A 26,676-nucleotide genomic window follows, 5' to 3' on the forward strand; every position below is an offset into this window, starting at 1 on the left:
ATCTGTTTTCTTTGCGTTTCCCTTTATGCATTATCCAGACAAGTAATTCATTAGTACTGTCTAACGAGAGGTGCGTGCTTAATGTGGCAACCATTTTAATTAACTGTGTGATGCAGGTGTATTTGCATTGCCATTCACACCTTTCTAAAACCTTACTTTTTGACCAACTTTGCACTTTTAGCATAGGTTTGCAATTTTTGTGTTGCTTTGCTTTTTTTATCAAGATTTAATATAATGATGCAAAGTTAAGTACAAGGAATATACAATGGGATTGATGGATACTCTTGATCAGTGCATAGCTGCCGGACATGAAATGACTAAAGCTATTGCAGTTGCTCAGTTCAATGATGATAGCCCTGAGGCAAGAAAAATTACGCGTCGCTGGCGTGTAGGTGAAGCAGCCGATCTAATTGGTGTTTCATCTCAGGCTATTCGGGATGCTGAAAAAGCAGGCCGCCTTCCCCACCCTGATATGGAAATGCGCGGACGCGTTGAACAGAGAGTCGGTTACACCATTGAACAAATTAACCATATGCGGGATATTTTCGGTACACGCTTGCGTCGACCAGATGAAAGCGTTCCCCCGGTCATTGGTGTGGCTGCACATAAAGGTGGAGTCTATAAAACGTCTGTATCTGTCCATTTGGCTCAGGACCTCGCTCTGAAAGGACTCCGTGTTCTTCTTGTAGAAGGAAATGATCCACAAGGTACCGCATCCATGTATCACGGATGGGTTCCGGATTTGCATATTCATGCCGAAGATACTTTACTGCCCTTCTATCTTGGTGAGCGTGATGATGCGTCATATGCGGTAAAACCTACCTGCTGGCCGGGACTTGATATCATCCCTTCATGCCTTGCCCTTCACCGTATCGAAACAGAACTTATGGGGCGGTATGATGATGGGAAACTGCCTACCGAACCCCATATGATGCTCCGACTCGCTATAGAGACGGTTGCTCATGATTATGATGTTATTGTCATCGACAGTGCGCCAAACCTTGGCATAGGCACTATCAATGTAGTGTGCGCTGCTGATGTTCTTATCATTCCGACGCCAGCCGAATTATTCGATTACACATCAGCCCTGCAATTTTTCGACATGCTGCGCGATCTTCTAAAAAACGTCGATCTGCAGGGCTTTGAGCCTGACGTCAGAATTTTGCTTACCAAGTACAGCAATAACAATGGTTCACAGTCTCCGTGGATGGAAGAGCAGATTCGAGATGCATGGGGAGGTATGGTTCTTAAAAATGTGGTACGTGAGACCGATGAGGTTGGTAAAGGTCAGATCCGTATGAGAACTGTTTTTGAGCAGGCCATTGACCAGCGTTCTTCTACTGGCGCATGGAGAAATGCGCTTGCTATATGGGAGCCTGTATGTAATGAGATTTTCGATCGCCTAATTAAACCTCGCTGGGAGATCAGATAATGAAACGCGCACCTGTTATTCCAAAACATGTTGTCAAAAATCCACCTTCAGAACCAGTACAGCCAACTTCTGCGGCACCTGCAGCACCGATGGTAGATTCTTTAATTGCCCGGGTTGGTGCTATGGCCCGCGGAAATTCGATTATACTTCCGGTCTGTGGTCGAGAGGTTAAATTCACCCTTGAGGCGATTCCAGGCGATACTGCCGAAAATGCCACCCAGGTATGGTCCGGTAATGAGCGCGATCAGGAACTACTTACAGAAGACGCCCTTGATGACCTGATCCCCTCCTTTTTGTTGAGTGGTCAACAGACTCCAGCTTTTGGACGTCGCTTATCTGGGATCATAGAAGTTGCAGATGGCAGCCGTCGTCGCAAAGCCGCCATCCTCACATCATCGGATTACCGAATTCTGGTCGGGGATCTTGATGATGAACAAATGTCGGCATTGTCTCGATTAGGTAATGACTATCGGCCTACCAGTTCGTATGAACGTGGTAAACGATACGCATATCGGCTCGAGACTGAATTTGGCGGAAATGTTTCTGCTCTTGCTGAGTCAGAAAACATTTCCCGCAAGATCATCTCGCGCTGCATAAACACCTCGCGATTACCAAAATCTGTTATTGCACTGTTTACCCACCCGGGTGAACTTTCTGCCCGTGCCGGAGAGTCTTTGTACAAGGCATTCACTGGAAAAGAAGAGTTACTACAACAGCAAACTGAGCATCTTCATGAACAGAAGGACGCTGGTGTTATCTTTGAAGCAGATGAAGTAATTGGCTTATTGACCGGTATATTGAAAGATTCATCCAAAGAAAAAGTTAAACTTAATACCCGGCATCAGTTCGTTCCAGGGGCATCGGCTATCTATAAAGGTGACAAAGTTATTTTGAACCTAGATAAGACGCGCTTACCACCAGAATGCATTGAGAAAATTGAAGGTATTCTTCGAGAACTACAACACAGACAAACTTCGTAATCAGATTAGAAAGTTATATCCCTAATCTTTCTGCTAGGCACATTTTATAATCTGTAAATGCTGTTTGGGGAGCATCATATCGAACAGCATTATGCAGTATCCTCAGTATCGATATAGTTAAGATGTTCTCTCCACAATCCCGCTCCTTACCCGCTACGGATCCAATACAGCGATGATCACTACCTTGGCTGAGCACCGCTTTAATGAAACCCCTCGGTATGCCATTCATTTTTAACAGAGCCTCAGTCCTGACGGATGACACTGCTGTTAGCGACGGCTGGGACCATGGTCCCACTTCCGGACGGCATGGTGCTTAATACTGCTGGGATCGCTCGACCTGACCGTCTTTGGTGCCAGTGGGACCGCGGTCCCACTCACGGCCGGTATGCCATTTATTTTCACCGGGACCTCAGTCCTGACGGATATTACTGCTGCCAGCGACGGGCTGGGACCATGGTCCCACTTCCGGACGGTACGGTGTTTAATACTGCTGGGATCGCTCAACCTGATCGTCTTTGGTGCCAGTGGGACCGCGGTCCCACTCACGGCCGGAATGCCATTTATTTTCACCGGGACCTCAGTCCTGACGAATATTACTGCCAGCCAGCGACGGGCTGGGACCATGGTCCCACTTCCGGACGGCACGGTGTTTAATACTGTTGGGATCGCTCAACCTGATCGTCTTTGGTGCCAGTGGGACCGCGGTCCCACTGACGGCCGGAATGCCATTTATTTCCACCGGGGCCGCAGTTCTGACGGATGTCCCTGCTGCCAGCGACGGGCTGGGACCATGGTCCCACTTCCGGACGGTACGGCGTTTAATACTGTTGGGAGCGCTCGACCTGAAAATCTTTGGCGCGACTGGGACCGCGGTCCCACTGCCGGCTGGTATGCCATTTATTTCAACGGGGCCTCAGTCCTGACGGATATTACTGCTGTAAACACGGGCTGGGACCATGGTCCCAATCGTGCAAGGCACGCCATTTATACCGCTTATTGGCAATCCAGATTTGTTAAAACTTCTCTTTTAGTTTTTAGGATTCTTAAAATTCCTTAGGGCCCAGATATGCTGCTCATCATCTCCAGTGGGCAATAGATCACGTATATCTTTACTCACTGCGCCAGTTAACTTTTTTGACACAAGGTAAGTAAAAATTCATAATTTTCTTACTTAATTGGATGCAGAGCTATAGATCCCGTTGCATAAAATTAAGTGCCGAAGGTAATGAGCTAATACGCTTGGGACGGCTAGACAAAAATGAAGAATTTCATGGGATACTCAAATTGATGCTCTGGGTATATCGGACCACCTGGTCGTGTATGCCGGAGAAAGCATCTCCCGCTTCATTTGCCACTCAGGCGCAATTCCCCTTCCGGCGAACCACACTTTCCCCAGCCCTGAATGGTTGATACCGTCCAGAACCTTCATCAGTTTGTCACTGTTGCTGTGTGGCTGCGTAGTATCAAACAGGTTCAGTTGCGAGACACCCGTCGGCGTGAAGTCATTAAGCATGCAGCCCGCCTTCGCGTACCGATAACCATCAACCCAGATACGATCCAGCACTCTGTCTGCAGCATTAATAATGTCGCGCGTATCCTGCGTGGGAGTCAGCAGCTTTTCACTGGCAAGATTACCGTAGTAGGGTTCATTGACCGCAAACGGGGATGTTTTCACAAACACGGAAATGTGCCTGCAGTACTGCTTCTCAACACGTAACTTTTCAGCTGCGCGCTCCGCATGCTGGCATATGGCCTGCCTCATGGATTCATAGGTCGTAACACGCTCCCCAAACGAACGGCTGCAGACTATCTGCTGCTTAGCAGGAGGCGCCTCCTCCAGGGAGATGCAGGCCTCTCCGTTCAGCTCGCGCACGGTTCGCTCTAGCACCACGTTAAAGTTTTTTCGCACAAAGGCCGGATTCATACGCGCTAGCTGGAGTGCGGTTGTTACGCCGAACGTATTCAGTTTTTTACCGATGCGGCGGCCAACCCCCCAGATTTCCTCCACCGGCTGCAGCGAAAGCAGCTTTTCCGTCCGGCGTGGATTGTCAGTGGTCAGGGCCAGAACGCCACCAAATTGTGGCCACTCTTTGGATGCCCACTGCGCCGATTTGGCCAGCGTTTTAGTTGGCCCCATCCCCACGCCTATAGTCAGCCCCGTTCCGCTTCGCACGTGCTCGCGCAGCTGGCGCCCTAAATCCTCAAAATCCATACAGCCATCTATGCTCCTGATATCCAGAAACATCTCGTCGATGCTGTACTGCTCGACGTGCGGCGCCAGATCCTCGAGGTGCGCCATGACCCTGTTCGACATGGAAGCGTACAGGGCGTAGTTGCTGGAGAACGCGATGACCGGCTCGGGGAACTGCACGTTCTTTAGCTGAAACCACGGCACGCCCATCTTGATGCCGAGCCGCTTTGCTTCCTTCGATCGTGCGATGACGCAGCCGTCGTTGTTGCTGAGCACGACGACAGGCTTGTCCCGCAGATCCGGCCGGAATACCTTCTCGCAGCTGGCGTAGAAGGAGTTCACGTCTGCGAGCGCAAACATCAGCTTGATCCCCGGGTTTTATGGATAAAGGCCGTGACGACGCCGAATATCTGCAGTTCTTCAGGATAAAGCGTGGGGTAGGCGGGATTCATTGGAAGCAGGGCGATGCGGGGCGTGAGCTGCAGGCGTTTAACAGTGAACTCACCGTCTGTTTCCGCGATGACAATATCTCCCTGCCGGGGTTTTTCGGCCTTGTCGACGACCATCAAATCGCCGGAATGCAGGCCCATATCCTTCATCGAATCACCAATGGCCCGGACAAAGTAGGTCGCGCTGGGGCGGCTGATGCAGTAGGCATTCAGGTCGAGTTCGTCTTCCGTATAGTCGGCAGCCGGCGAGGGAAATCCGGCCGGGCAGCGTTCAGTGAATAACGGGGCTGTGAACAGTGCCGGCTCAGAAGCTGGAGAGACGAAAACAATCATGGGATACCTCTTAAAATTACTGTTTTTATATACAGTATTATTTGAGAAATCTCCCGTCCTGCAAGAAGAATTTTACTTGTTCCTGGCATGTGGTTGTTCTGCCAGATAAAAGAGGTGCAGGGTTATCCACAGAAACGGTGCATACCCTTTGAGTGGATGTCTGGTATGCGATGGTCTCTACCTAAGAGGTTCAATGATTTCCCGTCCCTGATTCTTCGGGTTTCCAACTTCCCAGCTGACGGGGTGCCATGTGAAGTCATCGGCGGGCAGGCTGCCATTGCGTGCAATCTCTTCCGCCACTTTACCGGTAGTGTTCTCGCTGAGCCGTTTACGTGCGGCATCCGGCGAGAAGACGATCGGTCGTCTGTCATTAATATCCAGCAGTCCCTCATCCGCAGCCGCTGTGACGATCAGGAATCCTTCCTGGTTATTGCCGTTCTCAAACGGCTGTTTGCCAATGGCCGCAAGCAGGAGGGGATTTCCGTCCTTTCGATAAATAAAAAACGGCTGTTTAACACCGTTTTGCTGGACTCATTCAAACAACGGGTCACTACAAAGCAATGGTTGAAACGTTATCCAAGGTTACAGCTCATCGTCTCCTTATAAACTCAATATACAAATATCCAAGCTCTTGCAGTTAGACCTTATAATTGACAGTCCGCTCCTGGCACAGAGAGGACCTATCCAATTACTGTCAGGTCTGCTTTAACCAGTAAGCGGATTTAGCCATTTTTAGCAGACACCCTGCATTTTGTAGGGCAAAGATTATCAGCAGATAATTACATGCAATTCTGGCCCCCTTAGGCAGAAATGCCGTGCCTCAACTGTAGCCGTGCTGCGTCAGAGAAAAGGGAAGCTGGCGCCGTCACTCTCACCCGGTCGCAGTTTATTTCAAAGGCATTATCCGCCGTCTTTCCGTCGTTTTCCGGCTCAATTTTCGCCGTCAAACCGTCCAGCCTGCTCCTGCTTTTTTACTGCGCTGCGGCTTCGGTGACGCCCTTGTCTCTGCCGCTGCCGCACGGCTGTCGTATCGGCACGGCGCAAAGGGTGCCGCATTTGAGAAAGGAGATCGTCATGAGTACCGCATACCGTTTCATTCACCGCCACACCCGAAACACCCTCATCGCGCGCGGCTGGCCAGAAGATATGGATATTCAGACCCGCCTGAGCTACTCGCAGGGCGACGGCGTGGCGTTCTACGGCTCCCTGACGGCGGCGCAGTTGGTTCACATTCTCCCTGAAATTGCCCTGCGCGGCCTGATGGACGATCGCAACATGCGCGAACTCGTCGATGAAGTTGCGGGCAGTAACCTGAGCGTTCGCCTGTACCCAAACAGGCTGAGTCGCCAGTATACGCACAGCGGCACAATTTCGCTGGAGTACAACGATTCACCTGACGGGCTGAGCGAGCGCCACGCCGTGATACTGCTGAAGGCGCTGCGGGCTGAAATCAATCACGTCTGCGGCTGTGTGGCGGCGGCGGGCTATCGCGTGCTGGAAGCATTTTCTCCCTCTGACAACCGTCTGCTTGTCTGCCGTAAAACCCGCAACTTCACGCTTCGCGTCGTTGAGGATGAGCCGGAGGAGGATGCCTACACCTGGGATAACGAGGCCGTCGACACGCTGCTGCACGCTATCCTCGACGGAAATATCACCTACCGCACGATTCTGATCCAGATTGAGGCGCGTGGGCTGATGCTCGCGCAGAAAACCGTCCGGTATGCATGGCGCAGGGACGGACTGCCCGTGCGCAGGTGGTTTGACCGTAGCTGGCTGCGCGTGGCGGTGCGCGAAGCCAGAGAGGAAGTGCAGGCGCTTCTGGGGGCTCTCTCCTCGCTTCGGCCTGGCATCTGACGGTGATGCGGGGCGCGTGCCCCGCATGACTTCAGGTATGCAAAAAGGATGTCGCGTGCTCCGCTGTACCGGCGCGACCTCCACGGTGTTGCGGCCGCGCAGTGAGTGACGTTCGTGCGGCCTGCGGCTAACGCCGTGCCTCTACTCTGGCCCGACCGCTGCGACTGCAAAGGTGCGCTTCGCCGCCATCCTCGCCCGGTCGCAGTTATTTTCTGATGTTCGTCGCCGTTCTTCCCGTCGTTCTCTCGCTCAATATTCGCTCGATAACCTTCCAGACCGCTCCGGCTGTTTTTCTGCGCTGCGGCCTCCGGTGGCGCCCCTGCATTCTCCGCTTTTCGTCGGGCTGTCGTGTCGGCACGGCGTAAGCCGGAACTCAGACGACATCGACTATGGAGGATTTTTTATGAGCACTACCACAACCCCGGCTGTGTACGTTGGCACGTACCACAAATACAACTGCGGCAGCATTTTCGGAAAATGGTTTGATCTGACCGAATTTGACTCGAAAGAGGACTTTATAGAGGCCTGTCACGAGCTGCATGCAGGCGAGCAGGACCCGGAGCTGATGTTCCAGGACTGGGAGGGCATTCCGTCACAGTTCGCCTCTGAATCTTCCGTCGACTGGGATTTTATTCAGGCGTACAGGCGCGCGCAGGAGGAGGGCAGGGACGCGGCCTTTATCGCCTGGGCTGAATACACCGGCGAATGCGATTACGACGCTTTCGATGACGCATATCGGGGCGAGGCGCAGAGCGAGGAGGACTATGCATACGAGTACGCGCATGAGCACGATTTGCTGTCTTCCGTACCTGAAAATTTGCGCTGCTATTTTGACTACGGGGCGTATGCGCGCGATCTGTTCAACGGCTGCCTGGTGTTCGTCGACGGCTACGTATTCGGCAACTGATAATGGCGGGCAGGGGGGACCCTGCCTGTCGGGAGATATCCATGAAACTCGATCCACAGACCCGTGACATCCTGCGCCAGTACAAGGCCCTGATTAATGCCCGCCGTCGTGATTCCGGCCAGCGGGAGCTGACCACCGCGCAGGTGGTTGATGAAATTTGTTACTACATGACCTGCCAGTGTGCGGTGTATATCGGCGGGCACTTCATCCTGCAGGGCGGAAAGGGGGAGTGATCCTCAGGCAGGCGGTGATGCCGCCTGTCAGCCCGCGCGCAAAACCCTGCAGGCTAGCGCCTGCGGGGGAAGGACATGCGCCGTGCTTCGCGCCGCTGCCCGTCTTTTCCCCTGCACAGGACAGGCGTACACTGGTCGCTCATTTCCTCTCCTCTGGAGTTTTCAGTGTCTCAGTTCAACATTGCAGCCAAATCAAAAGAAGAGCAGGACAAAGTCGCCGTGGCCTGGTGGCTTCTGGAGTGGCATACAAGGAGCTTTTGAACCAGCCGGTTGTAGCTGAGGTTATGGCCAGAGAGCAGCCTGAGCATCTGAGAGAGTATTTTATGGAGCGGGTGCGTCATTATCGCCAGCTCAGCACGCAGCTGCCGAACGCAAACGACCCGAGGTATATCGAAATGGCTGAAGCCAACGGTAAGGGAAAATGAATTCTGTTACGATGCTAAGTATTAAGCTTCGTCCAGTCGGATTAATGAAAAATCAGAATTTTTCAAAAAGGAGCGACTGAATTTCAGGTGCTTATCAGATATAGTTTTTTTAACAGGTGCGGCCTGTATAACTATATCGGAAAACAATCTTTACTGTTGCCAGGCTTGCCTGGCTTTTTTTTTGCGCGGGCGTCCGGGCGGGCTGTCATGCTTCGCACAGAGCCAGCTGCGCCGTCTCTGCCCGGGCCTTCCGCTCCCTGCGGTCCCGCCAGGCCAGCGGGTTTCCATCCCATGACGCAACACCACGCTTGCAGCAGCCGTTCCGGCTGCGCCGCTCAGTCGCGCCGTTTCCTGCGCTTCCGGCATGTCATCGATAACACAAACTGCATCGATGCCATGTAGGGGGCAACGCCGTTTCGCCGCGCGCGGCTTCCCGTCATTGCGGCGTGCCCCTGCTCATCGTCCGGATTTTCTCTCTCCCGTCTGAGTCCCTCCTCCGGGTGCTGATAACCCCACAGTCCTCCTGGCTGTCCAGGGACGGCGCAGCCTTTCGCAATAAATTTCTCCCGGCCATTACGCCTTGCTCCATTAGACCGGAATAAATTTCCCGCTCACCCAGGACATCTGCCTCGGCCGGTGGCGTTTACGCACCTGCGGCGAAGGTTCTCAAACGGGTGAGGTGTTTTATCCCCGGGATGGTTCAGCAGGCTCCCGCAAAACGTCAAAACCGCGGCTCCCGAAACTCAACGGGTGACGGGTTTTAAGGGCAAAACAGGTTCAGAAGGAGGTTTGAAATGAGCGAGGCGGTGGCGGTTTTACCTGACGACACCTTTACCCGCGAACAGGCTGAGGCCGTCGTGGCGCAGTACGCCAACGTGACGATAGAGGACGATCAGGGAACGCATTTTCGTCTGGTCGTGCGTAAGGACGGGGAGATGGTCTGGCGCACGTGGAACTTCGAGCCGGACGGTACGTACTGGCTCAACCGTTATATCCGCGACTACGGCATCCGTAAGCCGCAGTAAGAAAGAGATGCCCTGCCGGAGCTGACACTCCGCAGGGCAGGACAATTATCAACACGGAGAGGTATCAACAATGTCTCTAGAGAATGTTAAAGCAAAAGCCCCCAAAAAAGCGAGCAGCAAAAAAATCACGAAGGCGCAGGAAGTTGCCCTGAAAACGGCCCTTGAGGCCGCTGCGGTTGAGTACGTTCCGCTTGCCGAACTCACCAAATCACCGCTTAACGTGCGCACCATCCCGTATTCCGTGGAAAGCGTACGCGGTCTGGCCGACTCCATTGAGGCGCTCGGACTGCTGCAGAACCTGATTATTCACACCCTCGCAGACGGGAAATCCGGCGTGGCGGCAGGTGGCCGCCGACTGACCGCCCTGAATCTGCTGGCGCAGGAGGGGCGTCTGGATGATGGCCATACCGTGATGGTCAAACGCGTCTCTGACGACATTGCGGCGCTTGCCTCCGTGGCCGAGAACGAGCAGCGCGCCGCCATGCATCCCGCCGAGCAGATCGCAGGGTTCCGCACGCTGGCAGAGCAGGGCAAAACCCCCGCGCAGATTGGCGACGCGCTCGGCTTCGGCTCCCGTCACGTCCAGCGCATGCTGAAGCTGGCAAACCTCGCCCCGGCCCTGATGGACAGGCTCGCACAGGACGAACTGACCGTTGAGCAGTGTCAGGCGCTCTGCCTCGAGGACGATCAGGCCCGTCAGGTCGACGTGTACGAGAGCGTTAAGGCCAGCTGGTCGAACGCCCCCGCGCACCTGATTAAACGCGCCGTGACTGACACTGAAATCAGCACCGACAGCGTGAAATTCCGGTTCATCGGACGTGACGCCTACGAGGCTGCAGGCGGTTACGTCCGTGAAGACCTGTTCAGTCAGGATGACGGCGACGGTACGGCTGACACCGTGCTGGTCGAGCGTCTGGTGCAGGAAAAGCTGGAGCGTATCGCGCAGGACATTCAGCAGCGTGAGGGCTGGACGTGGAGCCGTGGTCGCGCAGGCCGCATCTGGTACCACGGCGAAGACGGTAAAGAATTCGTGCAGCCCGACGAACCCGATCCGGTTTACACCCCCGAACAGCAGCAGCGTCTTGACGAACTGCACGAGCAGTGGAACGGCTACGACTCCCGCTGTGACGAGACGGACGCGCTGGAAGCCGAAATTAACGCCATTGAACAGGCCGCAGAAGTCAGCGCATGGACGGACGAAATGAAGTCCGGCGCGGGGGTGATGGTCAGCCTGCATGAAGGTCAGGTGTACGTGCAGCGCGGTATTCGCCTGAAAGTCGACGAACCGGAAGAAACTGAAGAAAGCAGCGCTACGGTGGCGTTCACCTCACGCCAGACGGATGCTACAGAGGGGATCAGCCTCCCGCTGCTCACGAAGATGTCCTCTGAGCGAACGTTAGCGGTACAGGCCGCGCTGATGCAGCAGCCTGAAAAAGCGGTGGCGCTGATGGTCTGGCGTCTGTGTACCTGCGTCTTTTCTGGCTGCCTGACCACAACGCACCCGTTCCGCATCAGCCTGACCGTTTCCCACGGCAGCCTGACGGAGAATGCCCCGTCCGGTAAGAGCGGCGCGGCGTATGACCTCCTGATGCAGGAAAAAGCCCGTCTTCAGACCCTGCTGCCAGCGGGATGGGAGAAGAACTTCACGACCTTCTTCGCCCTTGACGGCGCAGTGCTGATGTCGCTCATGGCCTTCTGTACGGCGTGTTCGGTCGACGGTGTTCAGACCCGCGATATGGGGCACACCTCACGCAGCACCCTCGATACGGTCGAGGCGGCAATCGGGTTCCACCTGCGCGACTGGTGGCAGCCGACGAAGGAGAACTATTTCTCCGGCCTGAAACATCCGCAGATTGTTGCCTCCCTGAAAGATGCGGGGCTGACGGGGGCGGCAGGTGACGCGGAGAAGATGAAGAAGGGCGATGCGGCAGGGTATGCGGAGCACTTCATGCAGCATAACCGCTGGGTTCCGGCATGGCTGAAAGGACCTGAGCCTGTGGCTGAGTCCGAAGCTGACGACGCCTCAGAGGCGGACAGCACCGACAACGACACCACTGACACGGCACAGGCCGCCTGATAACGGAGCGCCGCCCTGCGGGGCGGCAATAAGGAGATACCCATGCAAACTGTTCTGACCCCTGACGTTCTGAAAACGATGTCTCACGATGAGTTCGAGGACTGGCGGGACAGCGGCGAGGACTACCGCCGCGCGCTGACCCACGCCGTCATGCGTGACCTGACCTGCCCTGACAACTGGGATATGAACGGCGAGTATCGCAGCGAGTTCGGCGGCTTCTTCCCCGTGCAGATACGCTTCACGCCCTCGCACGGTAATTACCATATTGCGGTGTGCAGTCCTGGCGCCATCAGTCCGGTATGGATGATGGTGTTCGTGCCCGCCAGCGGTCGCCCGTTCTCCGTGGTGCGCACCCTGAAGGGCTACCAGCCGGAGCTTGTCAGCCACACCCTCAGCCTGACGGCGCGTCTCGATGCGGACGGCTACTCTCAGGCCAGCATCATCAGCATCCTGGCATCGGAGGGCGCGGCATGATCCCTTTACATCTCTCCCTGGTTCCCTTCTGTCCTGCGCGACGCGCCGCGATGGAGGCCATTGCCGAAGTTGAGCGCAGGCGCACGCGCGGCGCGGCGTCCACGGCGTTCCCGTATGCCAGCGCCTTTTTCCGCCGCCTGACCGGACGCAAACGCGTCACCATCAGGGAGATACGCCTGTTCGCGCCGGTGCTGAGCGCGCAGGAGCTGCGCGGAAGCCGTGACAGCTGGCTGAGGGCCATCGATGCCCTGATAGAGAGCCGCGGGGCCTGCTGCTGGCTGCCGCTGTCCGTGAACGCCGGTGAACAGATCTTCCCGGAGGAAACCTTCAGGCATACCGAACGCTCGCGCCGTCAGGAAGCCATGCTGGACGAAAAATACACCCGCCAGCGCCGGAAAGAATCCTGCCTGCGTGAACGGGCTTACCAGGCGCTGGCGGGGCAGGCGGAAATCGAGCTGGCCTTTCATACGCCGGAAACGGTCGGGAGCTGGAGCGCCCGCTGGTCGGGGTCTGAGCTGGGGCAGTACGACCTGGAGGAGATGTTCTGGCGCTGGAGCGAGCGTTTCCCGTCCCTGTCCGCGCTGGAGAGGGATGAGTATCACGGCGAACCGCTCTGGAGCGTGGTGTACGAAGCCAGGCTGATGACTGAAGACGCTCCCGTTCCCGTGCGACAGCTGGAGCGCTGGATGGTACCGAACAAGCTGACGTTCCGGGAGAGGGCATGAGCAGGAGAACGAACCCGTACAGGCAGGAGCTCAGGGTGGCCCGAAGTCAGCGTAAACGCCTGCAGACGATAAAAGATAAGATCACCGATATGTCGGTTGAGTGGGACGGCCTGAGCGGTGGTCTGGAGTGCGATTTTAACATGATGGCCGAAGAGATTGAGAAGCAGCTGGACGTCCTCGATGCGCAGATCGGCGACTGGACGAAGGGATACGGCGACGGCAGGGAGGTGGAGTGATGAGCATTGTGAGTAAAAAGTTCGACAAAAAAGAGACCGGAACCGTCTTCCGTCATGCCGGAAGCGGGAAAATTCTTTGCCGCCTTGAGGCACGTCTTGATACGGACGACTGGAATATGCTTCAGGGCTTAATCGGACTGGTGTACAACGCTGGCGTGAGCGAGGGTGACAGACAGCGCATATTGATAATGCGGGACGCGCTGGGTTTTACGGAAAAGGATCAGTGAGGGCAGAGATGGTTAGTCAGAAGAAAATCCTCTGCAGGGAGTGCGGTAAAAGCTTTAAATTTCTGGCACCACACCTGCGCGTGGTTCACGGTATGACGGCGAATGAGTATCGCGAGCGCTGGGGCATACCGAAACACGTGGCGCTTGCCAGTGCTGAATATTCACAAAACTGCAGGGACAACGTTAACAGTCGTATCAGACGGGGAGAATTAGATCCCGCCGAACAGGTCAGAATGATGGCAGAGGCATACGACAGGATTAACGGCAAGGACCGCAGTTCACGTCTGCACCGCGAGGCAGCATCAGAAACGGCGAGCAAATACCGGATATGGGAAACGTCGCCGGTGGTAAAAATCGCCAGTCCGGATATCAGGCGTGAGGCGCTGCGCAGAATGAAAGCCCGGAAAGAAACGGGCGAGACGGTACGAAACATCGCTGAAGACCTGAATCTGTCCGCCAGCTGCCTGTATCGCTGGTTTGCCATGAGCAAGGTGAGTGCTGATGGCGAATAACAATACGGGTACAATCTGCTGGCCTGGCAGGATCAGAAAGTATGGGCTGTCCGGCCGCAGAGGAAAAAACTCACAGGGATTGGGTATGAAAAAAAGAAGCGTCATCTTCCTGTTACCGCTTATTGCCGGACTTCTCACGGGGTGCGATAACAAAATGGAAATCATGCAGTTCGAGAAAGCACGTCAGGCCGCGCTGAATGCTGACGATCCGTTTCAGGCGCTCGACGCATTCAATCAGCAGGCCGGTGACTATGGTCTGAACTGTGACACGTTTGGCGATTTTCTCTTCGGGACCTCCGAAAAGCGGTTAGCGGCCTGCAATACACGCGATCGTGCGATACGCGAGATCGTACTGAGAGCCACAGAAAAAGGGTCGGCGCCTGCCCTGGTGTTTTTGTTTGAACCTCACAAAAAATCGCCAGAGGTTTACCCTGAAAGTCTGGGCAGTGATGAGGCCACGAAACTGGCAGAGAAACTTGTTGAGATGGCAGAGAAATCCCCGGCCGACAGTAAAGATACGGCACTGCTGATGCGTGCCGGAGTTGTACTGCAAAGCGGTTACTACATCCGCCAGGATTCCCGTAGAGCTGCAGACCTCTATGTCAGGGCCTGGCTGGCGGGTGACAAATACGCGGCGTATAAGCTGGCTGAAGTAAACCGTTTCCTGAAGGACTATCGACGGGCCTATTTCTGGGAGATCAGGGGCAGAAATCTTAAGAATGACAGCCGTAGCTATCTCTCGGGCCAGGAAATTAGCGACATTCAGAGGCTGGCCTCCGATGACTAGCTCAGCAACATCTGACAGGAGCTGAACAATGGGATATGCAGGTGAAGGAAAAATGAAATCAGTCACTGTTGGTTGCAAGGGACACGGCGGATAATTAGTCCGCTTTGTGCCAGGAGCAGACATTACTAGCTCGAAACATGCTTAATCAAAAGTGCTCACGCATGTATCCCCTTACCCCTTGCCAGGTTAATCCTGTCAACGCATTCCCTCAATGTTTTGACTTGCTCCGAAGAGAGTTCAGATTCATCAATGTTGGCCAGAAGAGCATTGAGGGAGCGCTCAATATAATTTTTTGTTAACCGCAAACAGATAACCTTAACCCAACGTGGCGAGAACTTGCTGCGGCCGATTGCTCTTGTGATTCGTAATTTCATGCCATGCCTCTCAACCACCAGTGTGGAGGTTTTCAAACTTGCTTATAACACGCATTGGATAGGACTTCTGTTATTATTTCACCTGCAAGTTGACAACAGGCGTTGCGCCTCGGACCAACCAGCTTTCAGCAACCATTAAAATTGGTTTTCCAGCCTGATGCGCAAGCGCTGTCTCGTTCCAGAGGGTTACTATCTTAACTATGGAGGTTTAACGATCTGATACAGGTTGGGATGTCAGCTTTGTGCCAGAAATGAACCTTTATTCGCACGGCAAAAATCTCCGTGACATTTGTCCGTGAAGTCGATACGATTTATACATGTATTATTACAGAGTATATGCTTGTGGGTATCGTCAAAATTTCAGATTTGCTGCACGAAGACGTTCGGGATGCCAGCAGAGCTATGTCACGTTCAGTTAACGCGCAAGCCGAATACTGGATCCGCCTCGGCATGATGAGTGAGCTTTACCCGGAACTTAACTATCAACAAATCAAAATGATGATGCTGAAATCAGGCTCTGATCGTTTAATGGAGGTTATCAATGCCATCAATTCCCATTAAAACCGCAGATGAGCTTGCCCGCCAGCGTCATGCAGGAGCGTTGCTTGCCTCCGTATTTGAGATGCTGGACACGTTTATTGTTCCGGGAGTAACCACTCTGGAAATCAATGATCGCGCAGAAGCCTTTATTGTCAATGAGTTGCAGTCCCGTCCTGCCAGTAAGGGACAATATAATTATCCTTACGTACTGAATACTTCTGTGAATGAAGTGGTTTGTCACGGAGTACCTAAAGCTAACCAATACCTTAAAGCAGGCGATATCGTTAATGTAGATATCACCCTGGAGAAAGGGGGCCTGATTGCCGACTCCAGCAAAATGTATCTGATTGGCGACGTCTCTCCGCTGGCTCGCCGATTGGTGGATATAAGCCGGGAAGCCATGTGGCTGGGCATAAAGATGGTAAAACCGGGTGCAACACTGGGAGACATCGGGCATGCTATCCAGACGCATGTTGAATCCAGCGGCTATAGCGTTGTCAGGGAATACTGCGGGCACGGTATCGGTAAAGAAATGCATGAAGAACCGCAAGTGCTGCACTATGGTAAACCTGGTACAGGTGAAGTGTTACAGGCGGGAATGGTTTTTACCATCGAACCGATGGTAAATCAGGGAAGCAGCAAGATAAAAATCAAAAAAGACGGCTGGACAGTGGTAACTCGGGATAAAAAACTCTCGGCTCAGTGGGAACACACTGTCGCTGTGACCGATGACGGTTTTGAAGTATTAACACTTCGTAAAGACGAAATTATTCAAGAATACATTGTTTAAATCCTGATCATTACTCAGTAAAAAAACCAGCTTTAATCTATCTTCAACTAAATGCTTCATTCCCGCATATTGCTGGGCATCTTTTACAGGGGGAGCTGGCAAAACAGGCTGATGAAGCGGGATTCAGCAGTCTGTGGTTACGGGATATCCCCTTTTTCGATCCGACTTTTAGCGACACCGGACAGATCCTCGACCCACTGGTTTATCTCGGTGCGCTGAATGGACCTCCTTCGGCTGGTACGTGCAGCGCGTAAACGGTAACGATGTCCCTGCGCTGGTGACGGCGTTTGACTGCGCCAAACGCTACCCGGAAAACCAGCCGCGCGTCATTTTGTGCGACACCCTGATGGGCAAAGGCGTGCCTTTCCTCGAACAGCGTGACAAGAACCATTTTATTCGCGTGGATGCTGACGAGTTGCAAAAGGCTCTCGCCGTGCTGGATGCGAACAAACCTGAAGGAGCGCAGTAATGAGCCAGACTACGGAGAAAAAACCGCGTTTAACTACGTCGGCCATGATTGCCTCTATCGCGGAGGAAGGGCAGGAGACCCTCGCCGTTCGGCCACGCACTGGTAAAGCTGGCGGAACAACGCCCGGAGGTGGTTGGCATGACGGCGGATTTGTCGAAATACACTGATCTGCATATCTTTGCTCAGGCTTACCCGGAACGCTTCTTCCAGATGGGTATGGCAGAGCAGCTGTTGTTGGGGGGCCGCGGGCGGCATGGCAAAAGAGGACTTTATTCCTTTCGCTACCACCTATGCCGTCTTCGCCACCCGCCGCGCCTACGACTTTAACCATCAGGTAATTGCTGAAGAGCAACTCAACGTGAAGATCTGCGCGGCGCTGCCGGGGCTGACCACTGGCTACGGGTCGAGCCACCAGGCAACCGAAGATGTTGCGATTATGCGCGGTATTCCGGGCATGACGATTATCGAGATACCGAGCAAGCGGTACCAGCGATGGCGGCGCACGATGGTCCGGTCTATATGCGCCTGCTGCGCGGCAAGGTGCCGGTGGTACTGGATCAGTACAACTATCAGTTCAGGATTGGCAAAGCCGCGCTGCTGGAAGAGGGGCTCGATGTGCTGATCATCGCCTCAGGATTGATGACCATGCGCGCGCTGGAGGCCGCGAAGCCGGGACGGTTGGTCATTGTGGCGGAAAACCACAGCAGCGTTGGCGGACTGTGTGAGGCTGTTGTGTCGCTATTAATGCGCAACCGCGTGAACGTGGACTTCGATACCGTCGCACTGCCGGACGCTTTCCTTGATGCGGGCGCGCTGCCCACTTTGCACGAACGATACGGTATTTCGACTGCCGCCCTAGTGGAGAAGATTCGACGCAGGATCTGAATTTAAGGGGCGGTATCCATCGCCCCTTTACGAATTAAGTAAACGGCCTGACAAATTCGCTAAATTTGTCCACTTCCCCGGTGCGACGATTGGCCAGTACAATTGTCGCAACCGGGATACCTGTTCACGGTATGGTTCAGGTACAGCATGTCCTTCGGGGAGTTACCGTCACGGATGGAGTGTTCTGCGATGCCTTACCAATTCGGGTTAACGGTCGGATGACCTCATCTTGAAAGAGAGCAACGTCTTAGATTTATATTATTGAGGTATAAATTAATTATATTTAACACAAGATAAATTAATCTAGCTAACTCATTGACTTATATATTATTTATTTTCAGAATATCTCCAGGGTTCATGCCGCGCCGTATCCTGAGACTGGCTGAGAATACGTATGATCGTTACCACCGAATGTGATGGCACAAAATAGATCATGTGCTGTTCCACCGGCAGCGAGCAGATATTTTCGCCAAGCTCCGCGCGATGCGTGCCAATATCATGCACGGCCAGCACGTCAAAAACCGCTGCTATACGGCCGATATACGCATCCGCCTGAACAATCCCGAACTGTCGGAAGCTGTAGTCCCAGATTGCTTCCAGATCTTCTTCTGCTTTGGGTGTCAGCTCAATCTCTTTCATTTGCCACCCTGGCCCTGACATTATTCAGGAATGCATCCTTGTTCCATGGCTTCGCCTCGCCGCTGCTTATCCCTTCGGCCAGCAGATCGCGCAGCTTCTGAAGACGGCATTCAGCCTGCTTCTCGCGCAGCAGCCGCAGCGCGTCACGCATGACCTCGCTTTGTGTACGGTAATCACCGGCTTTAACCAGTGAATCGATAAATTCACGCAGCTCATCACCCACGTCCACCGTCATTGTACGGGCCATAACCCCTCCGTTTCTTAATGTAAGATTTGTTCTTACATCATTATATCAACTTATTTTCCTGCTTCCATCTCCTGCACGCTAGCCAAAATACCCCGGCTGTACTCTGGAGATCCGGCTTTAGCTTTTTTCGGATCTGCGGACAAAATGAGAGGGATTATTGCCCGATAGGCATAAAACGTGACGGATTGTTGTGATTTGTGGATTATTGCTATTCAGGAAGGAAAACAATGTGAATATTGCCTTTAGTGGATAAATCAGCCTGGCGGCGGATCAGCGACGAAGCGACACTTATCAACTTCACGCTGAGTGTCCGTCATGACCTCGGACATCGTTGCATCGACCCATTGAACTCACAGCCAGAAGCGGACGTTGCCAGACTAGGATACGATACGCTCAACCTGTCATTTTCTCGCTTCCCGATGAGACATGCCCGCTTTTCTGAGCAGGATAACCCTCGCAAAAAACAATCCTGTGATACACAGAACGATGACGCATGGAAATAAACCACCGTTGTACTGGGTGTCGGTAAAGTAACCTCCCGCCACGGCATTCAGATCCGATGTCAATGTTGAATGACAGAAAGCGCAGAAGTGAATTCAGGATGAGCCTGTAACGCTTCGATTACCCGGCGCTGAAACCCAGCGATAACTACTGATACTGAGCAGTTCCAGGAAAACATCACCCGGGCAGCGCCGATATGTCCTGGGTTTTATGTTGATACTCCTGTTGTGACGCTCTCCATAGTGGAACGGAGGTATGCGATCCAGCGAACCTCCGTTTCGTCGTCTACACCAGTTGTTTCAGTACTGCGGGCTGGAAGGGCACGATGTCAGCGCCCGCTCCGTTCGCCACCTTCCTGGGCCAGTCGGGATCGGCTATTAACGCGCGCCCCACCGCCACAAGGTCAAAATCGCCGCGCTCCAGACGCCGTTCAAGCTCGGCGAGGTTGTCGGCCACTTTGCTGGCATGGCCTTGGAACGAGTCGAACATGTCATTTGTCAGCGAGACCGAACCCACCGTCATCGTCGGCCTGCCAGTCAGCTTCTTTGCCCACCCGGCAACATTCATATCCGTTCCGAATTCGCCTTCCCAGAATCTCCTTTGCGAGAAGTCGAAGATATCCACGCCTGCATCCACAAGAGGGAGGAGATAATCCCGTAATTCTTCAGGTGTCTGAGCCAGTCGCGCCGAGTAGTCGTGGAGCTTCCACTGGGACATACGCATCATTATCGGGAAGTGCGGCGCGGTGCGGCGGCGGATTTCGCGCACTATTTCACAGGCGAAACGAGTGCGATTGGCTATCCCACCCCCGTATTGATCCGTACGCAAATTAGTGGCCGACCAGAAGAACTGGTCGATGATATAGCCGTGTCCACCATGAAGTGCGATACCGTCAAATCCCAGCTGATATGCCGACTGGGCAGCTCTGGCAAAACTGTCAATGACTTCCTCGATATCGCTAAGCGATGCGGGCTCGTCCAGCTGCTTCAGCGGCACGCCGAGAGAACCAACCATACCCGACGGGCCGATCCTGCGCGCTCCGCCGCCCGGCCCCTCTTCCGTCTGGCCGCGATGCATGAGCTGCGGCATGATCTTGCCCCCCGCAGCGTGCACCTCGTTAAGCACACGTTTCCATCCTGCCAGAGCGTCGTCCCCGTAAAAGCGGGGTGCGTCAGGTTGGTCCGATGCAGCAGGATGAGGGATCCACGATCCCTCTGTGATAATTAGGCTGACCCCTCCTTCGATCCGACGACGGTAGTACCTTGCCATGTCCTCACCGGGCACGCCTGCCGGTGAACGGTATCTGCTCATCGGGGCCATCACCACACGGTTGGGAAGCTGGAGTGGCCCGACCGTCACCGGTTCAAACAATTTCGCTTTTGTCATACTTGCTCTCCGAGCCGCCTTCGGCTCCTTGCATTATTGTGAGGTTTTCGCGGGTCACCCGGGCTGAAGAATCAGGCGGTCGCCTGGCTTACCCGGGCGATCAGCTTGCCATTAACTCCGCCACCAAGCTGCTCAAGCGCCTCTGGCACCCCGGCAAACGGCACCACCCGGTCTATCGGCATGGTGATCTTGCCTTCCGTAAACAGGCGACCAAGAACGGCGATGGCCTCATCGCGTTCTTCGGGTGTCCGTATGCTGTGCAGGGCACCCGTAACCGAAATACCAAGCGTCTGAATCTTGAATGGCGGGATCGTCGGGAAGTCCGAACCACCGGCGAAGCCGATGAGCACATAGCGGCCGCCGATGGCGATCGCATCCAGCGCCTGCTCAACCAGCGGGGGCCCGACCGTATCGTAAACGATGTCAGCGCCCTTGCCTCCGGTGAGCGCCCGGACCTGCTCACTCAACTGCCCCGACTGCGTTTCGATGACATGGTCGGCTCCCTGCTCACGGCAGAACGCCGTCTTTCTGGCATCCCGCACAGTAGCAATCACGGTCAGGCCCAGCGCTTTGGCAAGCTGGATCGCAGTTGAACCCGTGCCCCCGGTTCCCCCAAGTACCAGAACCGTCTCGCCAGCATGCGCCCGGGCTCGATTGACCAGACCAACCCAGGCGACGTGGAACGTCCCAAGGAATGCCGCCGCCTGCTCGTCGGGCATGTCATCGGCGGCCAGCACTGCGCCGCCGCCCGGAGAAAGGCAATACTCCGCAAGCCCACCGGACCCGGACATGAAGTTGGCACCACCGATCACACGTGCCCCTACGGGATAGGGGTATCCGGGACCTGCCGCCTCGACAATGCCAACCACTTCCTGACCAGGAGTGACAGGCGGATTTGGGGTAAGAAAGTAGCGTCCCTCCAGCATCATGCGATCTGGCAGTCCGATATTGGTGGCTAATACTCTGAGAAGCGCTTCACCTGGGCCCGGTTCGGGGATATCAATATCGACCAGTTTTAGCACGTCTGCGGGGTTGCCGAAGCTTTCTGCGCGCCAGGCTTTCATATCTATTCTCCCAGAATATTTGATGTTTACATGAATAATGCACGGGCAATTCTGACCACTGTATCTGCATCAGGGGAAGCACGTTCACCAACACGCTCTGCAAAGACTTCTGCTGATAAATCACGGCGCCGCGGCAGGCGCTCCCGTTCTGCCGATGCCAGGGCTGGTCCCAGCTCGTCGTGGTTCAGATCGGTGATATACACGGGAGAACCTGGTTGCTGACGCCATGAATCGGCAAGCATGCCTGCATCAAAACCATCGAAGCCGGTGTCTTCGACCAGTTTCAGCGCCACGTCCCGATCCTGCTTTCTGTCGCCCGCTACGGGGAGCGCAATACGGTCAGGATCACCTTTTGGTTTTCCGCGGGTTTCAAAGGAAACCATACCGATGTTATTCCACGCCTTGGTGACAGGACGCCCGAAATAGTCTCGAACCCATTCACTTTCAACTTTGCCGGCTTCAAGCTCCGGATTCACACCGTCGCGGCCAGGGAAGTAGTTGGAGATATCAATCACTACGACGTGCTCCGGCAATGCCGCCACTAAAGGTCTGATTTTATCGAAACCGGTATGAGGCATTGCGAGGATAACCACTTCCGCCTCTTTCAAGGCCTCCTCTGCAGTTGCCGCCTGAGCACCGGTTTCCAGCACATCGGGCGCAATAGTTTCAGGACCACGTGAGTTGGCTACTTTCACCTCGTGCCCGGCAGCAGCGAGCTTGCGGGTGAGATTTTTGCCCATAAAGCCTGTTCCCAGTATGCCGATTTTCATGATAGTTACCCTTACAGTTAAAGTGACCTGCCCTTACATTTGCAGTGCGCAGCTGATCCTCACAATGGTTGCCGCGTCGGGATTAACACCTGGTCCGAAACGCTCAGCAAAGACGGCGACGGACAAATCACGACGCTTAGGCAGACGCTCCCGTTCTGCGGCCGCCAGCGCAGTGGCGATCTCACTGTAACGGAGATTGGTGCAGTAGACCGGCGCGCCGGGCTGCTGTCGCCAGGAGTCTTCAAGTGGGCCTGCATCATAGCCATCAAAACCGGTATCACTGATGAGCGCGATAGCAATATCCCGATCGTGAGCGCGATCGCCAGCAACCGGGATCGCAACCCGATCCGGATGACCTTCCGGCAGGGCATTTTCAGCAAAAGGTACGGTGCCTATTGCATTCCATGCTTTGACGATCGGGCGTTCGAAAAAGGTCTGAATCCAGACGCTTTCAACTTCTCCCGCCTCGATAGCAGGATTGACGCCATCACGCTGCGGGAAATAGTTGGAAGTATCGATCACCACGGTATGCTCAGGCAGTGCCGTGACCAGCGATCTGACCTTTTCAAAGGCGCGTTGAGGCATGGACATGATCACCACATCCACATTATTTACTGCGTCTGCAGCGGTTGCGGCAATTGCACCGTTTTCCAGTGCACGGGCGCTAATTGTCTCCGGACCACGTGAGTTCGCGATCTTCACCTGATGCCCGGCTGCGGCAAGAGTGCGGGCCAGTGTAGAACCGATTGCTCCTGCGCCAAGAATGCCAATCTTCATTGTTGCCTGTTCCTTTTTTATGAGACGGAAAATTGGTGAGGTATAATATTTTCTGGCTTACTAATATCTAGTGCACTAGGTAAATTAGCAGCCCTTACCTTAATGATCAACTTTAGCGAACGTGGAGCCCGTCTTGTCAGATAACACAATGCCTCGTCTTGGAATGGAGCTGTCCTTTGCCCTTTACAGCGCAGCAGGCAGGATGGCCCGCATGCACAAACCGCTGCTGGAGCCGCTGGAGTTGACGTTTCCCCAGTATATGGTTTTGCTGGAGCTGTACGCCGGTACTCCCCGCAACGTAGGCGATCTGGGGAACAGCCTGGCAATGGACACCGGCACCATCACCCCGCTGCTTAAACGTATGGAAAAAGCCGGGATGGTAACCCGTACTCGCGATCCGCTGGACGAACGCCGTATCCTTGTGGGGTTGACCTCAAAAGCGGAGAGTATTCGGCAGGACGTGTGGGCGGTATCCGGGAAAATTAAAGCCAGATGCCAGCTTGATGAAGCAGGGCTGGTCGCGCTGAGAGACACGCTGCGGGATTTTGCACATCCGGCAGAGGAGTAAGCTGGCGATATGCATTGATATTCCACAGGTTAAATACGGGATATGCTTTTATTCAATTTATAGGGTCCGCTTCTGGCACAAAGCGGATAGGTGCTTAGCGTTGAGGGTCCGCTTCTCGCTCAAAGCGGACCTTCCGTTCCTATCTGCATTTTGCCTTGAACTCCCTCCTGCCGTATCTCCTTCATCCTTGCATGTGATGACGCAGTCCAGATCCGACTTTTGCTTTTTTCGGATCTCAGGAGAGGGGAAGAAGGATTTGTGCTGATAATGCAATACTAATGATATATTTTGAACTTAATTGCATTATTGCTTATTTGGCATTAATAACTTAAATATATTGCATAATTATCAACGAAAGAACAAGGCTCATATTTCCCATGTAAATTATATGACCTTGTAGAGAACGAGACGGTAGTGAACTTGCGGTACTAAGAATAAACTATACCGACTCTTCCTGGGCACTGGAATGTTCAGATGTACGACAGAGCCCTGCGCCTTTTGCATTAAAAAAATTAAAGGACTAAACATGGCGACCACAGTAATAGCTGCCTTTAACGAATTTATGAAAGATACCGTGAATCTCAAAAAGGCAGATACCGATAACGCGCGTGCAAGTCGCGACTGGCTTATCGGTAAGATGAATGTTTTTGAAAATGACGAGGTTTTTCCGGTAAGTAATCCCGGGATCCACATTGCTTTCGGTTCGTTCGCAAGAAGAACCAAAATTCGTCCGCTTGATGATATCGATCTGATGTTTGGCTTAACCGGGCAAGGTGCCACCTATACCATCCTGAGTGACCGGATAACTGTAACCTCCTCCGGAGAAGGTTCACGTCTGCACCGTTACCGCCATTCCGGAGCAGACACCGTCTGCTCCGTCAGAATTCTGAATGCCTTTAAAAACCGCCTGCAGGACATTGCCCAATACGCCCAGGCTGATATCAGGCGTAACCAGGAAGCTGTCACGCTGAAACTGGTCAGCAAGGACTGGAATTTTGACATCGTCCCCTGCTTTATTACCAGCGAAGATGCCTTTGGACGGACTTACTACCTGATCCCCGATGGCAACGGCCACTGGAAGTTTACCGACCCCCGTAAAGACAGGGACAGAGTCACGACTATCAATGTGCAGAATGACGGCAATGTGCTTAATGTCATCAGAGCAGTCAAGTACTGGCAGCGGCGACCGACGATGCCATCCATGAGTTCCTACCTGCTGGAAACGCTGATTCTGGACTATTACGCTGGCAGGACATCCTGCTCATCGTTTGTTGACATGGAGTTGGAAGCGCTTTTCCGCCATCTTGGTCAATCCGTGCGGTACTCTGTCAACGATCCCAAAGGCATACAGGGTGATATCAACTCACTTTCAGCCGAGGCACGTAAGGCGATATCGGACAGATGTTATATCGATGCGCAAAAGGTATCGGAGGCGAGACAGTTTGAAAATAATAAAGAGTATGAAAAATCCATCAATAAATGGCGCGATGTGTTCGGGCCGTTCTTTCCTGTTTACGGGTGAACCATGAATGCCATTTACACAAACCAGTCGACCAGAGAAAACCTGGATTTACTGTATGCGCAGGCCCGTGTCTACGACAGGGTAAAAAACTGGAACAGACTGAATTTTCTCTTCAGCATCATCGTACCGCTCCTGCTTTCTTTCGTTACCGTATACAACCGGAGCCGGGGATTTGTCGATTCAGAGCTGTTGTCTTCGCTGTTGGGGTTATATGGACTCTTGGTGCTCACCTTTAACATTGTTATCAGTGGACACATCTCGGCTCTGCGCAGGAAGGCAGCCTCAATCCAGGAAATGTACGACTGCCGGGTACTTGGCATCCGGCGTAATGAACTGAAGGTGGAGGAGATCCCACGGGATGACATCATCCGGGAAGCTGCATATTTTAGAGACAGCCCGGAAAAAGCACGAAAGCGATTTGGCGAAGACGGGTGGTACGTCAGTAAGGTGTATAACGCGCCGCAGGCCGTAATGGCGCTCCTGTGCCACGGAAAAAATCTCGGCTGGGACAAATCGCTCAGGGAGGTTCTGCACGTATTTTATCTTTCCGCTTTTATTGTCTCGCCTGTCGCTATGCTTGTTTACGGCATCGTCATGAAATCCGGGCTGAATGAGATCCTCTTCTATGTGGTGTTCACACTGCCGGTCATCCGCTATTTCTTGCTTCAGTTTCTGGATAATCGCAGCAGTATGAAAAGAAGCGAGAAGCTGAAAAAGTACGTTGAGAAGGAATTATTCGGTATAAGGGTGTCCGGAAGGGCAGAAGAAGAGCAACTGGGTTATACGCTCCGGAATATCCAGGATGAGATGTTTGCCTACCGGGCCTCATGTCCGCCCGTTCCCAACGGTATTCAGCTGATAATGAAGCCCAAAAATGAACGAATTTATGTTGATTACTTTGAAACAAATCTGAAGGAGCTGCACCTTCAGAAGTAATCCCTCCTTAGCTCCGGTGTAGGATTTACGTATGCCGGAGCACATCACGATAAACAATTCTGGTTGCCTGAGTGTCAGCGTAAACACATAGTCACCTTCGCCTCAGACGGTAAGCATCCGGCTTTACCTTTTTTCGGATCTGCGGACAAAATGAGAGGGATTATTGCCCGATAGGCATAAAACGTGACGGATTGTTGTGATTTGTGGATTATTGCTATTCAGGAAGGAAAACAATGTGAATATTGCCTTTAGTGGATAAATCAGCCTGGCGGCGGATCAGCGACGAAGCGACACTTATCAACTTCACGCTGAGTGTCCGTCATGACCTCGGACATCGTTGC

At 53.7% G+C, this 26,676-nt stretch carries 27 protein-coding genes and 5 pseudogenes; 23 read left to right on the forward strand and 9 right to left on the reverse strand.

The features are described 5' to 3' along the window. Positions 1-265: 265 nt before the first annotated feature. Entirely contained in the window at positions 266-1,432 is a 1,167-nt protein-coding gene (gene sopA / locus IM300_RS15885) for a plasmid-partitioning protein SopA (RefSeq protein WP_193037297.1), read from the forward strand. Next, complete coding sequence (locus IM300_RS15890) at positions 1,432-2,412, forward strand: ParB/RepB/Spo0J family plasmid partition protein (RefSeq protein WP_193037299.1); 981 nt, start codon at positions 1,432-1,434, stop codon at positions 2,410-2,412. The genes sopA and IM300_RS15890 overlap by 1 nt, the downstream gene beginning before the upstream one ends. Positions 2,413-3,691: 1,279 nt before the next feature. Here the strand turns inward: IM300_RS15890 and IM300_RS15895 are convergent. The 3 genes and pseudogenes from IM300_RS15895 to IM300_RS15905 all read right to left on the reverse strand — a co-directional run. Then, positions 3,692-4,963 (reverse strand): Y-family DNA polymerase, encoded by a 1,272-nt coding sequence (locus IM300_RS15895; protein ID WP_193037301.1) that lies wholly within the window; start codon positions 4,961-4,963, stop codon positions 3,692-3,694. Beyond that, the gene (umuD, locus tag IM300_RS15900; RefSeq protein ID WP_193037303.1) at positions 4,963-5,385 is read right to left on the reverse strand and encodes a translesion error-prone DNA polymerase V autoproteolytic subunit; all 423 of its coding nucleotides are present in this window, start codon (positions 5,383-5,385) and stop codon (positions 4,963-4,965) included. Before umuD ends, IM300_RS15895 begins: the two co-directional genes overlap by 1 nt. A 177-nt stretch (positions 5,386-5,562) precedes the next feature. Then, a pseudogene (locus tag IM300_RS15905) lies at positions 5,563-5,898 on the reverse strand (SOS response-associated peptidase family protein); the annotation flags it as partial. 561 nt (positions 5,899-6,459) lie between these two features. On the opposite strand from IM300_RS15905, the gene IM300_RS15910 reads away from it, so the two are divergent. From IM300_RS15910 to IM300_RS22695, 18 genes and pseudogenes are all read left to right on the forward strand, one after another. Continuing rightward, the gene (locus tag IM300_RS15910) at positions 6,460-7,239 is read left to right on the forward strand and encodes a hypothetical protein (RefSeq protein WP_193037305.1); all 780 of its coding nucleotides are present in this window, start codon (positions 6,460-6,462) and stop codon (positions 7,237-7,239) included. Positions 7,240-7,642: 403 nt separating this feature from the next. Then, a complete protein-coding gene (locus tag IM300_RS15915; protein WP_193037307.1) occupies positions 7,643-8,146 on the forward strand; it encodes an antirestriction protein ArdA in 504 nt (167 codons plus the stop codon). A gap of 41 nt (positions 8,147-8,187) precedes the next feature. Further along, the gene (locus IM300_RS15920) at positions 8,188-8,379 is read left to right on the forward strand and encodes a hypothetical protein (RefSeq protein WP_193037309.1); all 192 of its coding nucleotides are present in this window, start codon (positions 8,188-8,190) and stop codon (positions 8,377-8,379) included. 165 nt (positions 8,380-8,544) lie between these two features. After that, a pseudogene (locus tag IM300_RS15925) lies at positions 8,545-8,804 on the forward strand (DNA polymerase III subunit theta). A 794-nt stretch (positions 8,805-9,598) separates the two neighbouring features. Beyond that, positions 9,599-9,829: a DUF905 domain-containing protein gene (locus IM300_RS15930; protein WP_193037311.1), complete on the forward strand. Its 231-nt coding sequence runs from the start codon at positions 9,599-9,601 to the stop codon at positions 9,827-9,829. Positions 9,830-9,899: 70 nt separating this feature from the next. Continuing rightward, positions 9,900-11,906: a ParB/RepB/Spo0J family partition protein gene (locus tag IM300_RS15935; protein ID WP_193037313.1), complete on the forward strand. Its 2,007-nt coding sequence runs from the start codon at positions 9,900-9,902 to the stop codon at positions 11,904-11,906. A gap of 42 nt (positions 11,907-11,948) precedes the next feature. After that, positions 11,949-12,380, forward strand: a complete 432-nt coding sequence (gene psiB, locus IM300_RS15940) for a conjugation system SOS inhibitor PsiB (RefSeq protein WP_193037315.1) — start codon at positions 11,949-11,951, stop codon at positions 12,378-12,380. Further along, positions 12,377-13,105, forward strand: coding sequence for a plasmid SOS inhibition protein A (locus IM300_RS15945; protein WP_193037317.1), 729 nt, complete (start codon positions 12,377-12,379; stop codon positions 13,103-13,105). Before psiB ends, IM300_RS15945 begins: the two co-directional genes overlap by 4 nt. Continuing rightward, entirely contained in the window at positions 13,102-13,341 is a 240-nt protein-coding gene (locus IM300_RS15950; RefSeq protein WP_193037319.1) for a hypothetical protein, read from the forward strand. The genes IM300_RS15945 and IM300_RS15950 overlap by 4 nt, the downstream gene beginning before the upstream one ends. Next, the gene (locus IM300_RS15955) at positions 13,341-13,568 is read left to right on the forward strand and encodes a hypothetical protein (protein WP_193037321.1); all 228 of its coding nucleotides are present in this window, start codon (positions 13,341-13,343) and stop codon (positions 13,566-13,568) included. Before IM300_RS15950 ends, IM300_RS15955 begins: the two co-directional genes overlap by 1 nt. A gap of 8 nt (positions 13,569-13,576) precedes the next feature. Further along, positions 13,577-14,080 (forward strand): MucR family transcriptional regulator, encoded by a 504-nt coding sequence (locus IM300_RS15960; RefSeq protein ID WP_193037323.1) that lies wholly within the window; start codon positions 13,577-13,579, stop codon positions 14,078-14,080. Beyond that, positions 14,070-14,867 carry a hypothetical protein gene (locus IM300_RS15965; RefSeq protein WP_193037325.1) on the forward strand — a complete coding sequence of 266 codons (798 nt, stop codon included), beginning with the start codon at positions 14,070-14,072 and terminating at the stop codon, positions 14,865-14,867. The genes IM300_RS15960 and IM300_RS15965 overlap by 11 nt, the downstream gene beginning before the upstream one ends. A gap of 716 nt (positions 14,868-15,583) precedes the next feature. Further along, positions 15,584-15,802, forward strand: coding sequence for a ParD-like family protein (locus tag IM300_RS15970; RefSeq protein ID WP_032677643.1), 219 nt, complete (start codon positions 15,584-15,586; stop codon positions 15,800-15,802). Continuing rightward, complete coding sequence (gene map / locus IM300_RS15975) at positions 15,783-16,571, forward strand: type I methionyl aminopeptidase (RefSeq protein WP_193037327.1); 789 nt, start codon at positions 15,783-15,785, stop codon at positions 16,569-16,571. Before IM300_RS15970 ends, map begins: the two co-directional genes overlap by 20 nt. 217 nt (positions 16,572-16,788) lie before the next feature. Beyond that, positions 16,789-17,040: pseudogene (locus tag IM300_RS15980) on the forward strand (transketolase); the annotation flags it as partial. Then, positions 17,040-17,272: pseudogene (locus IM300_RS22770) on the forward strand (hypothetical protein); the annotation flags it as partial. The pseudogenes IM300_RS15980 and IM300_RS22770, both read left to right, overlap by 1 nt. A gap of 21 nt (positions 17,273-17,293) precedes the next feature. Then, positions 17,294-17,446, forward strand: a pseudogene (locus tag IM300_RS22775) (transketolase family protein); the annotation flags it as partial. Between the two features lie 86 nt (positions 17,447-17,532). Continuing rightward, positions 17,533-17,925, forward strand: a complete 393-nt coding sequence (locus IM300_RS22695; protein ID WP_226842332.1) for a hypothetical protein — start codon at positions 17,533-17,535, stop codon at positions 17,923-17,925. A 327-nt stretch (positions 17,926-18,252) separates the two neighbouring features. Here IM300_RS22695 and IM300_RS15990 read toward each other — a convergent pair whose 3' ends face one another. From IM300_RS15990 to IM300_RS16015, 6 genes are all read right to left on the reverse strand, one after another. After that, complete coding sequence (locus IM300_RS15990) at positions 18,253-18,564, reverse strand: type II toxin-antitoxin system RelE/ParE family toxin (protein WP_193037328.1); 312 nt, start codon at positions 18,562-18,564, stop codon at positions 18,253-18,255. Then, positions 18,551-18,811 carry a type II toxin-antitoxin system ParD family antitoxin gene (locus tag IM300_RS15995; protein ID WP_193037329.1) on the reverse strand — a complete coding sequence of 87 codons (261 nt, stop codon included), beginning with the start codon at positions 18,809-18,811 and terminating at the stop codon, positions 18,551-18,553. The genes IM300_RS15990 and IM300_RS15995 overlap by 14 nt, the downstream gene beginning before the upstream one ends. A 786-nt stretch (positions 18,812-19,597) precedes the next feature. Further along, positions 19,598-20,698, reverse strand: a complete 1,101-nt coding sequence (locus IM300_RS16000; protein ID WP_193037330.1) for an NADH:flavin oxidoreductase — start codon at positions 20,696-20,698, stop codon at positions 19,598-19,600. 71 nt (positions 20,699-20,769) lie between these two features. Further along, the gene (locus IM300_RS16005) at positions 20,770-21,762 is read right to left on the reverse strand and encodes a zinc-binding dehydrogenase (RefSeq protein WP_193037331.1); all 993 of its coding nucleotides are present in this window, start codon (positions 21,760-21,762) and stop codon (positions 20,770-20,772) included. 26 nt (positions 21,763-21,788) lie between these two features. After that, positions 21,789-22,532 carry an NADPH-dependent F420 reductase gene (locus tag IM300_RS16010; RefSeq protein WP_193037332.1) on the reverse strand — a complete coding sequence of 248 codons (744 nt, stop codon included), beginning with the start codon at positions 22,530-22,532 and terminating at the stop codon, positions 21,789-21,791. Between the two features lie 33 nt (positions 22,533-22,565). Beyond that, complete coding sequence (locus IM300_RS16015; RefSeq protein WP_370552247.1) at positions 22,566-23,342, reverse strand: NADPH-dependent F420 reductase; 777 nt, start codon at positions 23,340-23,342, stop codon at positions 22,566-22,568. Between the two features lie 100 nt (positions 23,343-23,442). Between IM300_RS16015 and IM300_RS16020 the strand changes: the two genes are divergently transcribed. The 3 genes from IM300_RS16020 (at position 23,443) to IM300_RS16030 (ending at position 26,335) form a co-directional block, all read left to right on the forward strand. Continuing rightward, a complete protein-coding gene (locus tag IM300_RS16020; RefSeq protein WP_226842320.1) occupies positions 23,443-23,877 on the forward strand; it encodes a MarR family winged helix-turn-helix transcriptional regulator in 435 nt (144 codons plus the stop codon). A 526-nt stretch (positions 23,878-24,403) separates the two neighbouring features. Continuing rightward, complete coding sequence (locus tag IM300_RS16025; RefSeq protein WP_193037335.1) at positions 24,404-25,399, forward strand: nucleotidyltransferase; 996 nt, start codon at positions 24,404-24,406, stop codon at positions 25,397-25,399. A gap of 3 nt (positions 25,400-25,402) precedes the next feature. After that, entirely contained in the window at positions 25,403-26,335 is a 933-nt protein-coding gene (locus tag IM300_RS16030) for an S-4TM family putative pore-forming effector (RefSeq protein ID WP_193037336.1), read from the forward strand. Positions 26,336-26,676: the final 341 nt, after the last annotated feature.

Source organism: Enterobacter cloacae complex sp. I2, from assembly GCF_014896205.1.
GTDB classification, from domain to species: Bacteria; Pseudomonadota; Gammaproteobacteria; order Enterobacterales; family Enterobacteriaceae; genus Enterobacter; species Enterobacter quasihormaechei.